This is a genomic window from Mesorhizobium sp. B2-2-4 (genome assembly GCF_006442375.1).
GTDB lineage: Bacteria > Pseudomonadota > Alphaproteobacteria > Rhizobiales > Rhizobiaceae > Mesorhizobium.
This window is the reverse complement of the sequence record NZ_VFWB01000001.1, coordinates 331,929-348,586: the sequence shown is the minus strand read 5'-3', so window position 1 is coordinate 348,586 and position 16,658 is coordinate 331,929. Positions and strand designations below refer to the sequence as shown.

General features: G+C 65.5%; 12 protein-coding genes. 4 read left to right on the top strand and 8 right to left on the bottom strand.

The window, feature by feature from the left end; translation table 11 throughout:
• Nucleotides 1–18: 18 nt before the first annotated feature.
• A complete protein-coding gene (locus tag FJ959_RS01745; protein WP_140628145.1) occupies nt 19–645 on the bottom strand; it encodes a DUF1062 domain-containing protein in 627 nt (208 codons plus the stop codon).
• A gap of 382 nt (nt 646–1,027) precedes the next feature.
• Between FJ959_RS01745 and FJ959_RS01740 the strand changes: the two genes are divergently transcribed.
• The gene (locus tag FJ959_RS01740) at nt 1,028–1,642 is read left to right on the top strand and encodes a LysE family translocator (protein WP_140628809.1); all 615 of its coding nucleotides are present in this window, start codon (nt 1,028–1,030) and stop codon (nt 1,640–1,642) included.
• Between the two features lie 3 nt (nt 1,643–1,645).
• Here the strand turns inward: FJ959_RS01740 and FJ959_RS01735 are convergent, their stop codons facing one another.
• Both FJ959_RS01735 and FJ959_RS01730 read right to left on the bottom strand, forming a co-directional pair.
• Nucleotides 1,646–1,969: a YciI family protein gene (locus FJ959_RS01735; RefSeq protein ID WP_140518064.1), complete on the bottom strand. Its 324-nt coding sequence runs from the start codon at nt 1,967–1,969 to the stop codon at nt 1,646–1,648.
• Between the two features lie 129 nt (nt 1,970–2,098).
• Nucleotides 2,099–2,662: a peroxidase-related enzyme gene (locus tag FJ959_RS01730; RefSeq protein ID WP_140560727.1), complete on the bottom strand. Its 564-nt coding sequence runs from the start codon at nt 2,660–2,662 to the stop codon at nt 2,099–2,101.
• 135 nt (nt 2,663–2,797) lie between these two features.
• On the opposite strand from FJ959_RS01730, the gene FJ959_RS01725 reads away from it, so the two are divergent.
• Both FJ959_RS01725 and FJ959_RS01720 read left to right on the top strand, forming a co-directional pair.
• Entirely contained in the window at nt 2,798–7,630 is a 4,833-nt protein-coding gene (locus FJ959_RS01725) for an NAD-glutamate dehydrogenase (protein WP_140628142.1), read from the top strand.
• Nucleotides 7,631–7,882: 252 nt separating this feature from the next.
• Nucleotides 7,883–9,259 carry an MFS transporter gene (locus tag FJ959_RS01720; protein WP_140518061.1) on the top strand — a complete coding sequence of 459 codons (1,377 nt, stop codon included), beginning with the start codon at nt 7,883–7,885 and terminating at the stop codon, nt 9,257–9,259.
• A 139-nt stretch (nt 9,260–9,398) separates the two neighbouring features.
• On the opposite strand, the gene purH is transcribed toward FJ959_RS01720, so the two are convergent.
• From purH to htpX, 4 genes are all read right to left on the bottom strand, one after another.
• Nucleotides 9,399–11,015 carry a bifunctional phosphoribosylaminoimidazolecarboxamide formyltransferase/IMP cyclohydrolase gene (purH, locus tag FJ959_RS01715; RefSeq protein ID WP_140566713.1) on the bottom strand — a complete coding sequence of 539 codons (1,617 nt, stop codon included), beginning with the start codon at nt 11,013–11,015 and terminating at the stop codon, nt 9,399–9,401.
• A 90-nt stretch (nt 11,016–11,105) separates the two neighbouring features.
• Nucleotides 11,106–12,830, bottom strand: coding sequence for a heparinase II/III family protein (locus FJ959_RS01710; RefSeq protein ID WP_140628139.1), 1,725 nt, complete (start codon nt 12,828–12,830; stop codon nt 11,106–11,108).
• Between the two features lie 249 nt (nt 12,831–13,079).
• Entirely contained in the window at nt 13,080–14,462 is a 1,383-nt protein-coding gene (locus FJ959_RS01705) for an RsmB/NOP family class I SAM-dependent RNA methyltransferase (RefSeq protein ID WP_246674859.1), read from the bottom strand.
• Nucleotides 14,459–15,472 carry a zinc metalloprotease HtpX gene (gene htpX / locus FJ959_RS01700; protein WP_140518224.1) on the bottom strand — a complete coding sequence of 338 codons (1,014 nt, stop codon included), beginning with the start codon at nt 15,470–15,472 and terminating at the stop codon, nt 14,459–14,461. Before htpX ends, FJ959_RS01705 begins: the two co-directional genes overlap by 4 nt.
• Before the next feature lie 118 nt (nt 15,473–15,590).
• Here htpX and FJ959_RS01695 point away from each other — a divergent pair, with 118 nt between their 5' ends.
• Nucleotides 15,591–15,809: a DUF1674 domain-containing protein gene (locus tag FJ959_RS01695; RefSeq protein ID WP_140518225.1), complete on the top strand. Its 219-nt coding sequence runs from the start codon at nt 15,591–15,593 to the stop codon at nt 15,807–15,809.
• A 60-nt stretch (nt 15,810–15,869) separates the two neighbouring features.
• On the opposite strand, the gene FJ959_RS01690 is transcribed toward FJ959_RS01695, so the two are convergent.
• The gene (locus tag FJ959_RS01690; protein ID WP_140624943.1) at nt 15,870–16,544 is read right to left on the bottom strand and encodes an HAD-IA family hydrolase; all 675 of its coding nucleotides are present in this window, start codon (nt 16,542–16,544) and stop codon (nt 15,870–15,872) included.
• Nucleotides 16,545–16,658 lie beyond the last annotated feature (114 nt).

Genomic DNA, 16,658 nt, shown 5'->3' with positions numbered 1-16,658 from the left:
GCTTCGCCCCTCTGCCGTTCATCCCCTGGCGGCAGATATGATGGCCTGCCGGTCGGGTTCGCCGGCCAGATCGACGCGGACCGTCGTCCCGTCGCGTGCCGGCTTGCGCAAAGCCTTGGCCCCGTCGCAATCGACAACCAACAGGCCTTTCTCCTCCAGGGCTTGAAGTCGCGACCGTGAGATGCCGAGTTCGTTGGCGAGCAAACGATCGAGCCGCAGCGATATCGGCATTTCGAGCCCGAGCCGGAGCTCCAGCACGCTTGCAGCTTCGCTTGTCCCGCCAAGCGCCGTCTTGTGCACGTCGACGTCGGGAAACTCCTCGACACGCCCCACCTGGCCGCGCAGTGCGGTCACATCGAATGCTTGGCGCCGGGCAAGTGCTGCATCGTTGCTCTCCAGCGCCCGCAGCAGCGCCGGCTCGATGTCGCGGCGGTTGCGGCGCTCAAAAATGCCGAAATTCCAGGAATTGTCGCAGTTGATACAACGATAGATCAGCCAGACGTCAATGCGCTTGCCGTTGGCGTTGACGCGGAACTTTCCGTTGCTGCGATAGGCTTTGATGTCGCCGCAGCGATTGCAGGTGATCAGGGGACGTGGTGCGGTTTGAGGCGCGACCGTCCAGCGGATGCGCAGAATAGAAGACATGCCGATAAGCCCTTCCCGTCGGGAAGTTCATCAGGTCGGCAATGTCGAGATGCCCAGGCGGGCGCGGCGTGGCGGTAGGCTGCGGTTCTTGGGATCAGGCGTCGCGGCGCATGCGACAGCGGTTCAGCAGTGCCAAACCGGTCTCGAACCGCCGCCCAGAGGAACACATGAAATGGAAAAAGGCACCGTTGTGGCGGCGCCATGCATTGTGTCGGGGAGTTGACGAGACCGGCGGTTACGTAGGCAAAGTGAAGCTCGAAATTGTTTCGCGGCGATCTATCTAGCCGCGTGATGCCGGGCCGGCAAGCATGTTGATGCTACCGAAACTCGATCGCTTGCGCTAATGTCTGGCATTGAAGGTTTTCAAGCCGAGATCCTCGCCATGCACCTCACCTCGCTCCTGATCTTCGCCGCCGCGCTCTTCGTGGCCGCCGGTTCGCCGGGCCCTTCGATCGCGGCACTCGTTGCCCGCGTCATCGCCAAGGGGTTTCGCGACGTGTTCCCGTTCCTGCTCGCCATGTGGATCGGCGAGGGCATCTGGCTGTCGCTGGCCGTGTTCGGGTTGGCGGTGGTGGCGCAGACTTTCCATTTCGCTTTCGTCATCGTCAAATGGGTCGGCGTCGCCTATCTCGCTTACCTCGCCTGGAAGATGTGGACCGCGCCTGTCGAAGCGAAAGAAGGCGAGATGCCGCGCGAGGACTCGCCCGGCAAACTGTTCTTCGCCGGCATGGCCGTGACGCTCGGCAACCCCAAGATCATGATGTTCTACCTGGCCCTGCTGCCGACCATCATCGACCTTGCTTCGGTGACGGTGGTTGGCTGGATCGAACTGACGGCGACCATGGCGGTGGTGCTTGTCGTGATCGACCTTGCCTGGGTGCTTGCCGCCGCCCAGGCGCGCAAGCTCCTGAAGAGCAAGCGCGCCATGAGAATCGCCAACCGCGTCAGCGCCACCACCATGGCCGGTGCAGCCGCGGCGATCGCGGCGCGCTCGTGACCGTCACATCATTTCGATGATCGGCGCGATCTCGACGCTGAAGGCCGGGTTCATCAGGATCGGGCAATCCCTGGCCTTGGCGACGGCATCGTCGATGTCCCTGGCTTCCACGATCGTGTAGCCGGCGGTCGGGTTGCTGCCGCCATTGTTCTCGACCTTGCCGTCGGGCAGCACCGTCTTCGACATGCCGACCGGATTGCCGCCGTCGACCACGGCCGAGCCGAGCTTGCCGTACCAGCCGTTCCAGGCATCCATCGCGGCTTTGCGTTCGGCCTCCTCGGTCGGCATCTTGCCGGAGCCGTGATAGACATAGAGAAATTTCGCCATGTTCTCCTCCCTTGTCGGCGGCATCGAACCGGCATGCGGTCATGCCGCCCGGCGATCATCGGACCAAACCGACATACAAGCAATGAGAATGAGCGATAGCTAATATACTGCCGAGTCAGGCCCTGCTCGTCACCTTGCCATGGCGTGGTACTCGGAGTTCGGGCGCATATCGATTGCCGCCGCCACCCGGTTCGACATGTTGAAGAAGGCGGCCGTGGAGGCGATGTCCCAGATGTCGCGATCGGTGAAGCCGGCCATACGCAGGGCCGCGCGGTCGGCTTCGACGATCTTGGCCGGCTCCTCTGTCAGCTTGACCGCGAATTCCAGCATCGCGACCTGCTTCGATGAAAGATCGGCGGCGCGGAAATTCATCACCATCATCTCGCCGAGCGAAGGGTCGCCCGACAGCTGCCGCACGGCGGCGCCATGCGCCGTCAGGCAGTAGTAGCAATGGTTGATGGAGGAGACAGCGACCGCGATCATCTCGCGCTCCAGCTTCGACAGGCCTGAATCGCCCAGCATCAGATCGTTGTACATGTCGGTGAAGGCACGCAGCTTCTTGTCGTCGAAGGCATAGGCGCGCAACACGTTGGGGATCAGGCCGAGCTTCTCCTCGCATTTGGCGAAATAGGTCCTGGTCGCATCGCTCAGCTCAGCAGCGGCGAGATCGAGCGCGGTGATCTTGTCGGTCATGGGCATTCCTCCTCGTTTGTCGCCGGCTGCCGCCGAATTGCGATAATTCTTGGCACGCCGTCAAACCTTTGTCGCCAAATAGCGGTCATCTGCTACATAGTCCGCAAAAGCATACGACGGGAGGAAAGAAGCGTCATGGCCAGCGTGAAATCGGCGAGTAGGTCGAAGAAGAAAGCCACGGCGATGCCGAAGACGCAGGAAAGGCCGGCCAGGCTTGCCGACTACCTGCTCGCCCGCGCGCCGGCGGAAGACATTGCCGCCTATGAGGTGGCCGACCTCGAACGTGCCGCGGATCTCGCCGGCCGCGCGGTCGCCGGTCACAAGAAGGGCGCGTGCGCCGTCGCCGTCGACACCGATTCCGGCGTCGTTCGCGAGGGCCGACCCGTCACGATCGTCACCGTCGTCAACGACAATATGCCTTTCCTGTTCGATTCCATACTCGGCGAGATCACCGAGAGTGCCGGCGAGCCGACCCTGGTCACCCATCCCGTCATCACCGTCCGCCATGGCAAGGACGGCGTCGAGGAAATTCTCGGCGACGGCAATTTCGCCAGGGACGACGGCAGCCACGACCGGCTGAGCGTCATTCACGTCCATATTCCCCGGCTGACCCCGGAGCAGGCGAACGGCTTGGCCGAGCGGCTGCGCAAGATACTCGGCCAGGTCCATTCAGCCGTCAGCGACTGGAAGCCGATGCTGGCCCGCCTCGACCAGGCGATCTCGGAATTCCGCTATTCGGCGGTACCCCTGGACAAGAAGAGCGTGGCCGAGGCGATCGCCTTCCTGGAGTGGCTGCGCGACGACAATTTCACTTTCCTCGGCATGCGCGAATTCACATATGTCGGCGGCGAGGAAAGCGGCACGCTGGAGCGTGCCGACAAGCCTGGCCTGGGCATATTGTCCGACCTGGACGTGCTGGTGCTGCGGCGCGGCACCGAAGCGGTGACGACAACGCCGGAGATTCGAGCCTTCCTGCATGGGCCGGAGCCGCTGATCGTCACCAAGGCCAATGCCAAATCTTCCGTGCACCGGCGCATCTATCTCGATTATATCGGCATCAAGACCTACACCGCCAAGGGCGCTCTGGCGGGCGAACTGCGCATTGTCGGCCTGTTCACATCGACCGCCTACACGCGCTCGGTGATGAAGATCCCCTATCTCAGGTCGAAGGCCGAAACCGTCATCGCCAAATCCGGTTTCGACCGGCACGACCACTCCGGCAAGGCGCTGATCAACGTGCTGGAGAGCTATCCGCGCGACGAGCTGTTCCAGGTACCGGTGCCGATCCTGAGGAAGCATGCCGCGGCCATTCTGGGCCTCGTCGAGAGGCCGCGCGTGCGGGCACTGGTGCGCGCCGACCAGTTCGACCGCTTCGTCTCCATCCTCGTCTTCGTGCCGCGCGACCGTTACGACAGCGTCGTGCGCGAGAAGGTCGGCACCTACCTTAAGACGGTGTTCGAAGGCCGGCTGTCGGCCTACTACCCGGCCTTCCCGGAAGGCGGGCTGGCGCGCGTGCATTTCATCATCGGCCGCTCCGGCGGCAAGACGCCGAAGGTCGAACAGGCAACGATCGAGGCGGCGATCCGCGACATCGTGCGCACCTGGGAGGACGCCCTTTCCGAGGCGGCGGAAACCAGCGGCAGCGACCCGGCGCTGAAGAGGATCGCGGCACGATTTCCGGAAAGCTACCGGGACTCCTTCAGCGCCGGTGTGGCGCTGGTCGATGCCGGGCGTATCGCCAGGATCAGCGCCAGCAATCCGATCGCCATCGATTACTATCGCCATGCCGAGCAGAAGCCGCACCAGGCGGCGCTGAAAATCTATCACCATGGCAGCCCGGTGGCGCTGTCGCGGCGCGTGCCGGTGCTGGAAAATATCGGCTTCCGCGTCATCAGCGAGCGCACCTTCGAGGTCAGCGACGACAAGGCCGGCAATAGGGATCAGCCCGGCATGATCAATAGTGATCAGCCCGGCACCGTCTTCATCCACGACATGGAGCTGGAGAACAGCTACGGAAAGCCGATCGACCTCAGCAATGGCGGCGCGCTGTTCGAGGACGCGTTCCTGTCGGTGTGGCGCGGCGACGTCGACAATGACGGCTACAACGGCCTTGCCCAGACCGCCGGCCTGTGGTCGGGCGAAATCACCATCCTGCGCGCCTATGGGCGGTATTTGCAGCAGGCCGGAATTCCGCAGAGCCAGGATTTCATCGCCGCGGCCCTCAACCGCTATCCCGAGATCGCACGCGGCCTGCACGCGCTGTTCATCGCCCGGCTCGGCCCGACAGCCGAGACGGAAGGCGTGGTGGCGGCAAAGCATCTCAAGGCCAAGATCAGGGACGCGCTGGAAGACGTTCCCAACATCGACGACGACGCCATCATCCGCCGCTACCTCAATCTCATCGAAGCCTCGCTGCGCACCAATCATTTCGTTGCCGATACGAAAGCCAAGGGCCAGTCGCTGGCGATCAAACTCGATTCGCGTTCGGTCGACGGATTGCCCGAGCCGCGACCGTGGCGGGAAATCTTCGTCTACGGCTCTGAGGTCGAGGGCGTGCATCTGCGCTTCGGTCCGGTGGCGCGCGGCGGCCTGCGCTGGTCGGACCGCGCCCAGGATTACCGCACCGAGGTGCTCGGCCTGGTCAAGGCACAGCAGGTCAAGAACGCGGTCATCGTGCCGGTCGGCGCCAAGGGCGGGTTCTATCCGAAGAAGCTGCCGATGAGCGCCGGCCGCGACGCCATCTTCGAAGCCGGCACATCGGCCTACAAGAACTTCGTTTCCAGCCTTTTGTCGATCACCGACAATATCGGCCTCGACGGCGTCATCCCGCCGGCCGGCGTTGTCAGGCGCGACCAGGACGACCCCTATTTCGTCGTTGCCGCCGACAAGGGCACGGCAACTTTCTCCGACACCGCCAACGCCATCAGCGAAAGCCATGGCTTCTGGCTTGACGATGCCTTCGCCAGCGGCGGTTCGGCCGGGTACGACCACAAGAAGATGGGCATCACCGCCAAGGGCGCGTGGGAGGCGGTCAAGCGGCATTTCCGCGAGATGAACCGCGACATCCAGACCACGCCCTTCTCCGTCGTCGGGGTGGGTGACATGTCGGGCGACGTGTTCGGCAACGGCATGCTGTTGTCACCGAAGACAAGGCTGATCGCAGCCTTCGACCACCGCGACATCTTCATCGATCCCGATCCCGACATGGCGGCATCGATGGCCGAGCGCCAGCGCATGTTCGCTCTTCCCCGTTCGAGCTGGCAGGACTACGACAAGAGCAAGCTCTCCGAGGGCGGCGTCATCGTCTCGCGCGGCCAGAAATCGATCACCTTGCCGGCCGCCGCTGCTGCTGCGATCGGCCTCAACAAGACGACCGCCACGCCGGTCGAGATCATGAGCGCCATCCTCAAGGCGCCCGTCGACCTCTTGTGGTTCGGCGGCATCGGCACGTATTTGCGGGCCTCGACCGAGACCAACGCCGAGGTCGGTGATCGCGCCAACGACGCCGTCCGCATCACCGCGCTCGACGTGCGCGCCAAGGTGATCGGCGAGGGCGCCAATCTCGGGGTGACGCAGCGCGCGCGCATCGAATTCGGCATGAATGGCGGGCGTTGCAATTCCGACGCCATCGACAATTCGGGCGGGGTCAACTGTTCCGATGTCGAGGTCAATATCAAGATCGCGCTGGCGTCCGCCATGCGCAAAGGGTCGTTGACCCGGCCTGAGCGCGACAAGCTTCTCGCCGAGATGACCGGCGAGGTCGGCGAGCTGGTCCTGTCCAACAACTACCAGCAGACGCTGGCGCTCTCCATCGCCCGCAAGCGCGGCCTCGCCGACATCGCCCACCAGGCCCGCTTCATGTCGGCGCTGGAAGCGCGCGGCCTGCTCGACCGCACGGTCGAGACGTTGCCTTCGCCGGCGGCCCTTGCCGAGCGCGAGGCGCGCGGCGAGCCGCTGACCAGGGCCGAGCTCGGCGTGCTGCTCGCCTATGCCAAGATCGTGCTGTTTTCCGACATCGTCGCAAGCGACGTGCCTGACGAGCCGCATTTCGACCGCGACCTGATGGGTTATTTCCCCGACCGGATGGCGAAGAAATATGCCGCCGAGATCCACGGCCATCGCCTGCGCCGCGAGATCATCGCCCGCGTCGTCGCCAATGAGCTGGTCAACCGCGGCGGTCCCTCCTTCGTCAACCGGTTGCGGGAAGCAACGGGGCGCACCGCCGCCGACGTGGTGCGCACCTTCGCCGTGGTGCGCGACGGCTTTGCCTTGCCGGCGCTTTACCGCGAGATCGACGCACTCGACAATCAGATCGACGGCCAGATGCAGCTCGATCTCTACCAGGCGGTCAGCCGGCTGATCTACGTGACCAGCGGCTGGTACTTGAAGAACGACGCCGGCACGGCGCCGCTTGCCCAGCGCATCGCCGAATTGCGGGAGGCTCGCAAGGCGCTGGAGCCGAAACTCGTTTCGCTGCTCCCCGATTATTCGCGCGAACGGATCGACGAGAAGCGGCATGGACTGGTCAAGGCCGGGGCGCCGGACAGGCTGGCAGCGCAACTGGCGCTGGCCGATGTGGCGGAGCTGATCCCCGACATCGCGCTGACGGCGCGAACGGCAGGCGCCGACATCGTCGCCGCGGCGAAGGCCTTCTTCGCGGTCAGCGACGCCTTCCGTATTCCGCGCGTCGAGGAGGCGGCCCGCTCCATCACACCGGCGGACTATTACGACCAGCTCGCCCTGTCGCGCGCCACCGACACGATCGGGACCGCGCGGCGCGGCATCGCGGTGGCGGCACTCGTGAACCACGCCGGGGCAGCCGACCCGGTGGCGGCGTGGCTGGAGGCCGGCGGGGAGAGGATCGGCCGCACCCGCGAACGGCTGCAGGCGCTGACCGAGGGCGGCGACATCACCGTGTCGCGGCTGTCGGTGGCATCGGGCCTGATGAGCGATCTGACAGGGATGTGAGCCATCGCCTGACGTACCCTTCCCAGGCGGGTGCCCTGCGAAGCAGCGGGGAGGGGCGGCGCCGGACGCCCACCCGGACCTTCGGTCCGACCTCCCACAAGGGGGAGCTAGGGTCGGCGCCCTTGCTCTCGTCGGAATGAAGGCGGGTAAGCCAAAGAACGGCCGCGCGACTCGTGTTCGTTTGCATGACCAGCGGAAAACATGCAGACATGGGGTGAACCGCCCAACGAAACGAAGGCGACCGGAGGGGACATGGCCGAAGTAGCAGTGCAGCGGGCGTCCGGGCGCGGCATCTGGGGGTGGATGTTGTTCGACTGGGCGGCGCAGCCCTTCTTCACGGTCGTCACCACCTTCATCTTCGGCCCCTATTTCGTTTCGCGCATGGCCAGCGATCCGACCACCGGCCAGGCCGTCTGGGGCTACGGCATCGCCGCGGCCGGACTGGTCATCGCCGTGCTGTCGCCGATCCTCGGTTCGATCGCCGACCAGACCGGGCCGCGCAAGCCGTGGATCGCCTTCTTCGCGGCGATCAAGATCGCCAGCCTGGCGCTGCTGTGGCTCGCCGCGCCCGGCTCGAACCTGTTCCTGATCGTGGCATTGTTCTCGCTGGCCTCGGTGGCGGCTGAATTCTCCACCGTCTTCAACGATTCCATGATGCCGCGCCTGGTGCCGAAGAGCGAGATCGGCCGCATCTCCAACATGGCCTGGGGGCTTGGCTATCTCGGCGGTATGATCGCGCTGATCTTCGTCGTGCTGTTCCTGGCCGGATCGCAGGAGACCGGCAAGACCATCATCGGCCTCGACCCGCTGTTCGGGCTGGACCCGAAGCTCGGCGAGGATGCCCGCGCCACCGGGCCGCTGTCGGCCGGCTGGTATTTCCTGTTCATCCTGCCGATGTTCCTCTTCACTCCCGATGCCATCAAAGGCATCCCGATCAAGCCTGCGGTGCGCGAAGGCCTGTCGGAGCTGAAGTCGACCTTGGTCGAGGTGCGCAGGCGCGGCGGCATCTTCCGCTTCCTCGTCGCCCGCATGATCTATCAGGACGGCGTCAATGCGCTGCTGGCGCTCGGCGGCACCTTCGCGGCCGGCATGTTCCAGTGGTCGATCACCGAGATCGGCATGTTCGGCATCATCCTCAACGTCGTCGCCATCTTCGGCTGCTGGATCGCTGCGCGGCTCGACACCGCGCTCGGCTCCAAGGCGGTGGTGATGATCGCGCTGGTCATGCTTTCGGTCGCCACCATCGGCGTCGTCTCGACCGGCCCCGGCTTCACGCTGCTCGGGCTTATCCAGCTCTCGACCACCGATTCCGGGGGCCTGTTCGGCACCGCCGCGGAAAAGGCCTACATCCTCTATGGATTGCTGATCGGGCTCGCCTTCGGGCCGGTGCAGGCGTCATCGCGGTCCTATATGGCGCGCAGCGTTACGGCGTCGGAATCCGGCCGCTATTTCGGCATCTATGCGCTGGCCGGGCGCGCGACCAGTTTCCTGGCGCCGTTCCTGGTGGCGACCATCACGGCGGTGAGCGATTCGGCGCGGCTCGGCATGGCGGTTATCATCCTGTTCCTGGCCATAGGCATGGCGATCCTGATCAGGACGCCGTATCCGGCGGACCGGGCGGCGGAGTGATTTACCCTCCCCCTTGTGGGGAGGGTCGATCCGCGAAGCGGAGCGGGGTGGGGGACGGCGCTGGCCCCACCCCGTCTCACGAGCTTTGCTTCGCAAACATCGCTCGCCGACCCTCCCCACAAGGGGGAGGGTGAGGCGCTCAATGTCTGAAGTGTCTCACGCCCGTGAACACCATGGCGATGCCATGCTCGTCGGCGGCGGCAACCACATCGTCGTCGCGCATCGAGCCGCCGGGCTGGATCACCGCCGTGGCGCCGGCCTCGATGGCCGACAGCAGGCCGTCGGCGAAGGGGAAGAAGGCGTCGGAGGCGACGACAGAGCCTTTGGTCAGCGGCTCGGCCCAGCCCGCCGCTTCCGCAGCGTCGAGTGCCTTGCGGGCAGCGATGCGCGAGGAATCGACGCGGCTCATCTGCCCGGCGCCGATGCCTACCGTGGCGCTGTCCCTTGCGTAGACGATGGCGTTCGACTTGACGTGCTTGGCGACGCGGAAGGCGAATTTCAGGTCGGCCAGTTCGGCCGGCGTCGGCGCCCGTTTCGTCACCACCTTCAGCTCGAGGTCGTCGACGACGGCGTTGTCCCTGCCCTGCACCAGCAGGCCGCCGGCGACGGATTTGACGGTTGTGCCGATCGCGCGCGGATCCGGCAGGCCGCCCGCGACCAGCAGGCGCAGGTTCTTCTTCGCGGCCACGATCGCTGCCGCCTCGTCGGTGGCGCCGGGCGCGATAATGACCTCGGTGAAGGTCTTCACGATCTCTTCGGCCGCCTCGGCGTCCAGGATGCGATTCACAGCGACAATGCCGCCATAGGCCGAGACCGGATCGCAGGCCAGTGCCCTGGCGTAGGCGGCCTTCAGCGTCGAACCCTCGGCGACGCCGCACGGGTTGGCATGCTTGATGATGGCGACGGCGGCCGAGCGCGCCGGGTCGAACTCGCCGGCCAGCTCGAAGGCGGCGTCGGTATCGTTGATGTTGTTGTAGGAAAGCTGTTTGCCCTGGAGCTGGCGCGCCGTGGCCACGCCCGGCCGCTTGTCGCCATTGACATAGAAGCCGGCGCCCTGGTGCGGGTTCTCGCCATAGCGCATCACGGTTTCCAGCCTGCCGCCGAAGGCGCGCCAGGTCGGGTGCTCGATCTCCAGCGCCTCGGCGAACCAGCCCGAGATTACCGCGTCGTAGCTGGCGGTGCGGGCAAAAGCCTTGGCCGCGAGCTTCTTGCGGAAATCCAGCGAAAGCGAGCCGATATTCATCTCCAGCGCATTGAGCACGGAGGCATAGTCGCCGGGATCGGTGACGATGGCGACATAGGCGTGGTTCTTGGCCGAGGCGCGGATCATCGCCGGGCCGCCAATGTCGATGTTCTCGACGATCGCCGCGTAGTCGGCGCCGGAGCGGCGGACTTCCTCGAACGGATAGAGATTGCAGACGACCAGGTCGATCGGCTCGATGCCATATTTGTGCATCGCCGCGGCGTGATCGGGATCATCGCGAACGCCGAGCAGGGCGCCATGCACCGACGGGTGCAGGGTCTTGACGCGGCCATCCATGATCTCGGGAAAGCCGGTGAGCTCGGAGACGTCGCGGACCGCCAGGCCCGCATCGGCGATCGCTTTTGCCGTGCCGCCGGTCGACACCAGCTCGACGCCGGAAGCGGCGAGCGCCCTGGCGAGATCGATGAGGCCGGTCTTGTCGAAGACGGAGAGCAGCGCGCGACGCACGGGAACGAGGTCGGGAGCGGGAATGTTCTTGGCGGCGACGGCCATGGGCGTGCTTTCACGGCTGGAGGGGCAGGCCCGCGCCGTATCATATGAGATCAGGAAATCAAGGCGCAAGCTCGGTCAGCGCAGGCGCGGTCAGTTGTTTTCGGAATAGCCGGCGATAGAGGTGCGGGTGAGCTGCCAGTGGACTTCGGCGATGTCGGACGGCTTGAAGGCAAGCACGATCTGCCGGCTTCGGCGCGGGCCGCCGAGACCGGCGAAGTAGATCGATTCCTCGACCTCCGGCACCATCTCGGTGCAGGTGAACACCCAGCTGTCGGCCTGCTCGGCGGTCAGCACCAGGCGGTCATGCTCGTCCTGCAAAAGGTTGATGTCGGGATGGACGTGGAAGCGCACGGTGATGAAATCGCGGCCATTGTTGCGGATCGCCGCACCTCCAGGACGCTGGAAGCGGTCCCTGCCGGTCAGCACATTGCCGTTCGAGGACAGTTTCAGCTCGCGCTCGTGCAGGAAACCGAAGCGCTGGATATAGCCGTCATGGCGGGCGATGAAGCCTTGAACGCCCTTCTGGTCGATACGCTTGCACTGCACATGCTGCGGGCCGCCGATCAAAGGCGACCCCAGAAGATCGTTGATGCGCAGCGAATGGCTGAACCGCGCCGACGAGGTGTCGTTGATGGTGGCGGTCGAATGCGCGGCGGTGGCGCGGGCCAGGGGCCGGAATTCGGCAGCGCCATAGGTGTCGATGCCGGCATTGACGATGTAATGCTGGCGGCCCGACGACAGCTCGAACGCAAGGCAGCTGGCATGGGCGGCATTGGAGACGTGGACGGGCGGCGGCGGGCCGGTGTCGGCGATGACGGTGACGCCACCCATGGACAGCCGCTCATAGCCCGAATGCGGTGCATGCAGCAGCGGCGAGCCGGCGGTGTCGTCGTGGCGCAGGATGCTGGCGATGCGGTCATGGATGGTGGCGCCCATGCCGTTGAAGCGGGCGAGGCTGCCGTCCTGGTGGCGGAAGAAGCGCAGCGCCGGCAGCATCCTGTCGATGGCGCCGATCAGTGCCTGTGGCGGCGCTTCCGCCTGGTTGGCGTAGGTCTGCCGCAGCGGCAAAAGATCGGCGAGGATTTCCAGCACCGCCATCGGGTTGCGCGAGATGTGGCCGCCATCGGGAAGGATCTGGCGGTCGAGTTCCTCGGCGAGGTTGCGGGTGGCGCCGCGCAGCGCCGATGCGGGCGCCGGCAGCGACAGGGCGGCGAAGGCGAGGGCGATGCGGGCGCGCAGCCTGTCCTTGCCGTCAGGCATTTCGCGCGCCATCGACCTGAGGTAGCGGATCTGGACGGCCAGCGATTTCAGGAAGGCGCGGTAGAACGGGAATTCAGCGCCTTGCAGCACGATCGAGGAATGCTGCAGCCAGGCGATAATGCGCTTGGCAGCCGTGCCGGGCTCCCAGGCAATGCCGGAAATGTTGTTTCCATGCGTGGCGATCCAGTCGGACACCAGCGCACGCGCATTGGCGGCGGCAAGCTCGGTGCCGGCGGCGCGCATGTGACGCAGCCAGCGAAAGCCATGCAGCGTCTTCTGCCAGCCGTAATTGGGAACGCTGATCTGGAAGGGCGACTTGCCGCCGGTCTCGACCATATGTCCCGACAAGGGATAGCGGCCATAGTAGATCTCAAGCGCGATCTGCGGGTCGGCCAGCCGCAGGTCCGGCGGCGCGATCAGCACCCGTTCGGGCGTGCGGCCGGAATAGCGCCAGCGATAAACCGGTCCGGCACGCAGGCGCCGGCGCGTTTTGCGCCAAAACTCCTTCGCGACAAGCGCCCACAGACGCGTCGTGTTGCCGGCAGCAAGTGCCAAAACCCCTCCTGATCGTCCTCTATCCCAAGGGCAAGCTTATCTGATTCAACGATTCATGCGAAGGCGAATTCCCGCGAGCGGTGACGCTGCGCCTGGCTTTGCCGCGGAGGCTCCCCAAAAAAGTCAGCAACTTCCTATGCTTAAACCCCTGAGCGGTTCAGCGCCCGATGGGCATCCATACTCCGCTCCAGATCCTTGTTCCACGTAATTCCGGACGGAGAATCGTCACGCAGCTTTCGTGGACTTGCCTTAGCTGGCGCGACGCATGCGCGCGGCGAAAAAGCCGTCGAGACCGGAACGTTGCGGCGAGCCGAGATCGAGGTCGGCAGGTGTGGTGCGCAGCGTGCCTTCCTGCGTCAGGAAGGGATCGATGCCGATGATCTCGCCGGCGCGAAGCGGGTCGGCAACGACGCCAGGCGTCGCGGCGAGGAAGCCACGATAAAGCTCCTCGCCTTCGAGTGGGTCGAGCGAACAGTTCGAAAAGACGATCCTTCCGCCCGGCTTAACCAGGGTGACGGCGCGCGCGAGCAGCCGGCGCTGGAGATCGGCGAGCTTCTCGACATCAGCCACAGTCTTGGTCCATGGCACGTCGGGATGCCGCCGCACCGTGCCGGTCGAGGAGCAGGGCGCGTCGAGGAGGACGGCGTCGAACAGCTCGTCCGGCTCGTACTGGAGGAGATCGGCCTGCACGACGTCCGCCGACAGGCGGAGGCGTTCGAGATTCTGCGCCAGCCGCGCCAGCCGGTTCTTCGAGGTGTCGATCGCGGTGACGCGTGCGCCGGCCACGATCAATTGGGCGGTCTTGCCGCCGGGCGCGGCGCAGAGATCGGCGACGCGAAGCCCGCCGACATCACCGAGCAACCGGGCAGGCAGGCCGGCTGCGGCATCCTGGACCCACCAGGCGCCTTCGGCGAAGCCAGGCAGTTCGGTGACCGGGCCGGCAAGCTTCTCCACCCGAATCGTGCCGGTCGGCAGGGCAATGCCGCCGAGCCTTTCGGCCCAGTGCTCCGGATCGGCCTTGATCGAGAAATCGACCGGAGCCTCCTGGCGGTGGGCGGCGAGTATCCGTCCGGCCTCGTCCACGCCATAGGCGGCCTTCAAACGGTCGGAAAACCATTTCGGCGCTTCGTCGGTGGTAGCAAGGGCCTCTGGAAGTTCAGCCTCCTTGATCCGCGCGAGCGTGCGCAGCACACCGTTGACCAGGCCGGCAAAGCGCAATGTGCGGGGATCGGACTTGGCATGGGTGACGGCGAGGTCGACCGCGGCGCTGTCTGGAATGTCGAGGAACAGGATCTGCGCGGCCGCCACATGCAAAATATGCGACAGCGCGGTGGCATTGGCCGGCAGCGGTTTTTCCAGACGCCGCGCCAGCAGCCCGGCAATGGTCATGCGATAGCGCAGCGCGGTGACCAGAATGGCGCGCACAAGACCGCGATCGCGCAGGTCTAGCGCCTTGTATTGCGGATGGCCGTTTTCATGGTCGGTCAGGCCGTCGAGCGGCGTCCTCGCATCGATGACAGCGGCCAGCAGGCGCGCCGCCGCCTTGCGGGCGGCAAGGCCGGCAACGAACTCGCCGTCCTTTTTGTCTTCCTGACCACCTGTGCGTCGAGGTGCTCTGCCCGCCACGCTCACGACCACGGGCCCTTGGGCCCGGTCGGATTGCGACCCCATGGATTGGATTTGGGCTCTGCCGGCGGTTCCGGCGCGGCCGGCTTGCCCCACGGTCCTGCCGATTGCGGCTCGTCGGCCTGCGGCGGCACTGGCGCCTGGCGCTGCGGGGACCGCGATACACCACCGTCCATGCGCTGCGCCATCGCTTGCAGCGCGGCGATGCGGTTCTCGGTGCTCGGGTGGGTGGAGAACAGACTGTCCATGCGCTCGCCGTGCAGCGGGTTGATGATGAAGAGATGAGCCATCGCCGGGTTACGCTCGGCATCCGGATTAGGTATGCGTTCGGCGCCGCGGGCGATCTTGTCAAGCGCCGAGGCCAACCATAGCGGGTGTCCACAGATTTCGGCGCCACGCCGGTCGGCCTCGTATTCGCGGGTGCGGCTGACCGCCATCTGCACGATCATCGCCGCAAAGGGCGCCACGATCATCGCCGCCAGCACGCCGACAAAACCGAACGGGCTGTTGTTGTCGCGGTTGCCGCCGAGGAAGAAGGCGAAATTGCCAAGCATCGAGATGGCGCCGGCGAAGGTCGCGACGATCGTCATGGTCAAGGTGTCGCGGTGCTGGACGTGGGCGAGCTCGTGCGCCATCACCGCGGCCACTTCCTCATGCGTCAGCCGTTGCAAAAGGCCGGTGGAAGCGGCGACAGCCGCGTTCTGCGGGTTGCGGCCGGTGGCGAAGGCGTTGGGCTGCGGATTGTCGATCAGGTAGGTCCTGGGCATCGGCAGGCCTGCCTGCTCGGCCAGTGCCTGCACGATGGCGTAATATTCGGGCGCGTTCTTCTCGTCGACCTCGACGGCGCGGTTCATCGACAGCACCATCTTGTCGGCGTTCCAATAGCTGAACAGATTGGTGGCGGCGGCGATCAGGAAGGCGATCATCATGCCGCCCGTGCCGCCGATCAGGAAGCCGACGCCCATGAACAGCGCGGTCATCGCGGCAAGAAGCATGGCGGTGCGAAGTGTGTTCATCGTCTGCTCCCGTCCTGGTCGTGATGTAAGGGGGTCGATCCTCGTGGGCTCATCGCTATATGATGGGAAACGCCGGTACCCGTTTCAATCGGCCTGTTTCAATCCGCCGGAATATCGCATGAACGACGAGACCAGTAAAACACCTGCCACTGATGACGAAGCGCGGCTGAAGACGCTGACGCCCGCCGCCCGCCGCGCGCTTGAAGAGGCCGCGGCGCGGCGCGAGGACTACCGCCGCAAGGAAGCCGCGGTGCCGAAGGAAGTCGGCGGCCGCGGCGGCAAGGAGCCCGGCCGCTACGGCGACTGGGAGATCAAGGGCCTGACCAGCGATTTCTAATATGCCGGCCCAGCAAACAGCTCATTTGCCGGCAATCGGGTGTTTGATTGTCGCCAGAGCCTAGAAGGCCGCTGCCGCCGCTCGCTGCGGCTGGAGCGCGATCCAGCCGCGCTCGTCGACGGTGACGCCGATGGCGTCGTAGCCAGCGATCGCGGCATGCCGCGTCGCCAGGGGATGCCGGTGGGTGGCGTTTATGACCATGACCGCTGCGCCCGCCGCCTCGGCCGCCGTGATGCCCGCCGGGGCATCCTCGAACACGAGGCAATCGCGCGCATCGACACCGAGCCGCGTCGCGCCGAGCTGAAAGCAGTCGGGCGCCGGCTTGCCGCGTGAAACATCTTCCGCCGCGACCAGGACGGCAGGGACGGGGATGCCGGCGGCCTTCATGCGCAAGAGCGCCAGTTCGCGCGGTGCCGAGGTTACGATCGCCCAGCGCCCCGGCGGGAGCGCGTTGAGAAACGCGGCGGCGCTGGCGATCTGAACAATGCCCTCCAGATCGGCGGCTTCGGCCTTGAGCAAGAGGTCGGCCTCATGCGCCGGATCGACGCCCGGGAGCGCCAGACCGGCGATCGTCTCGATCGCCCGCACGCCATGGATCGTCGGCAGGAAGGCGGCGACGTCGAGCCCTTGCCGCCGCGCCCAGTCGCTCCACACCCGTTCGGCCGAGGCAATGGAATTGATGAGCGTGCCGTCCATGTCGAAGAGGAAGGCGGCGAATTTTCTGCCTGCGTACATGATTTTCCTTGATTTCGGGGAGGTCTTTCGAGGGAGGGCCGATGGTAACGTCCCGGCGCCGGCATTGGAAGCCGCGCGGCCACCTTTTCGGTCAGTCCCCTTTTCCGCAAGTCA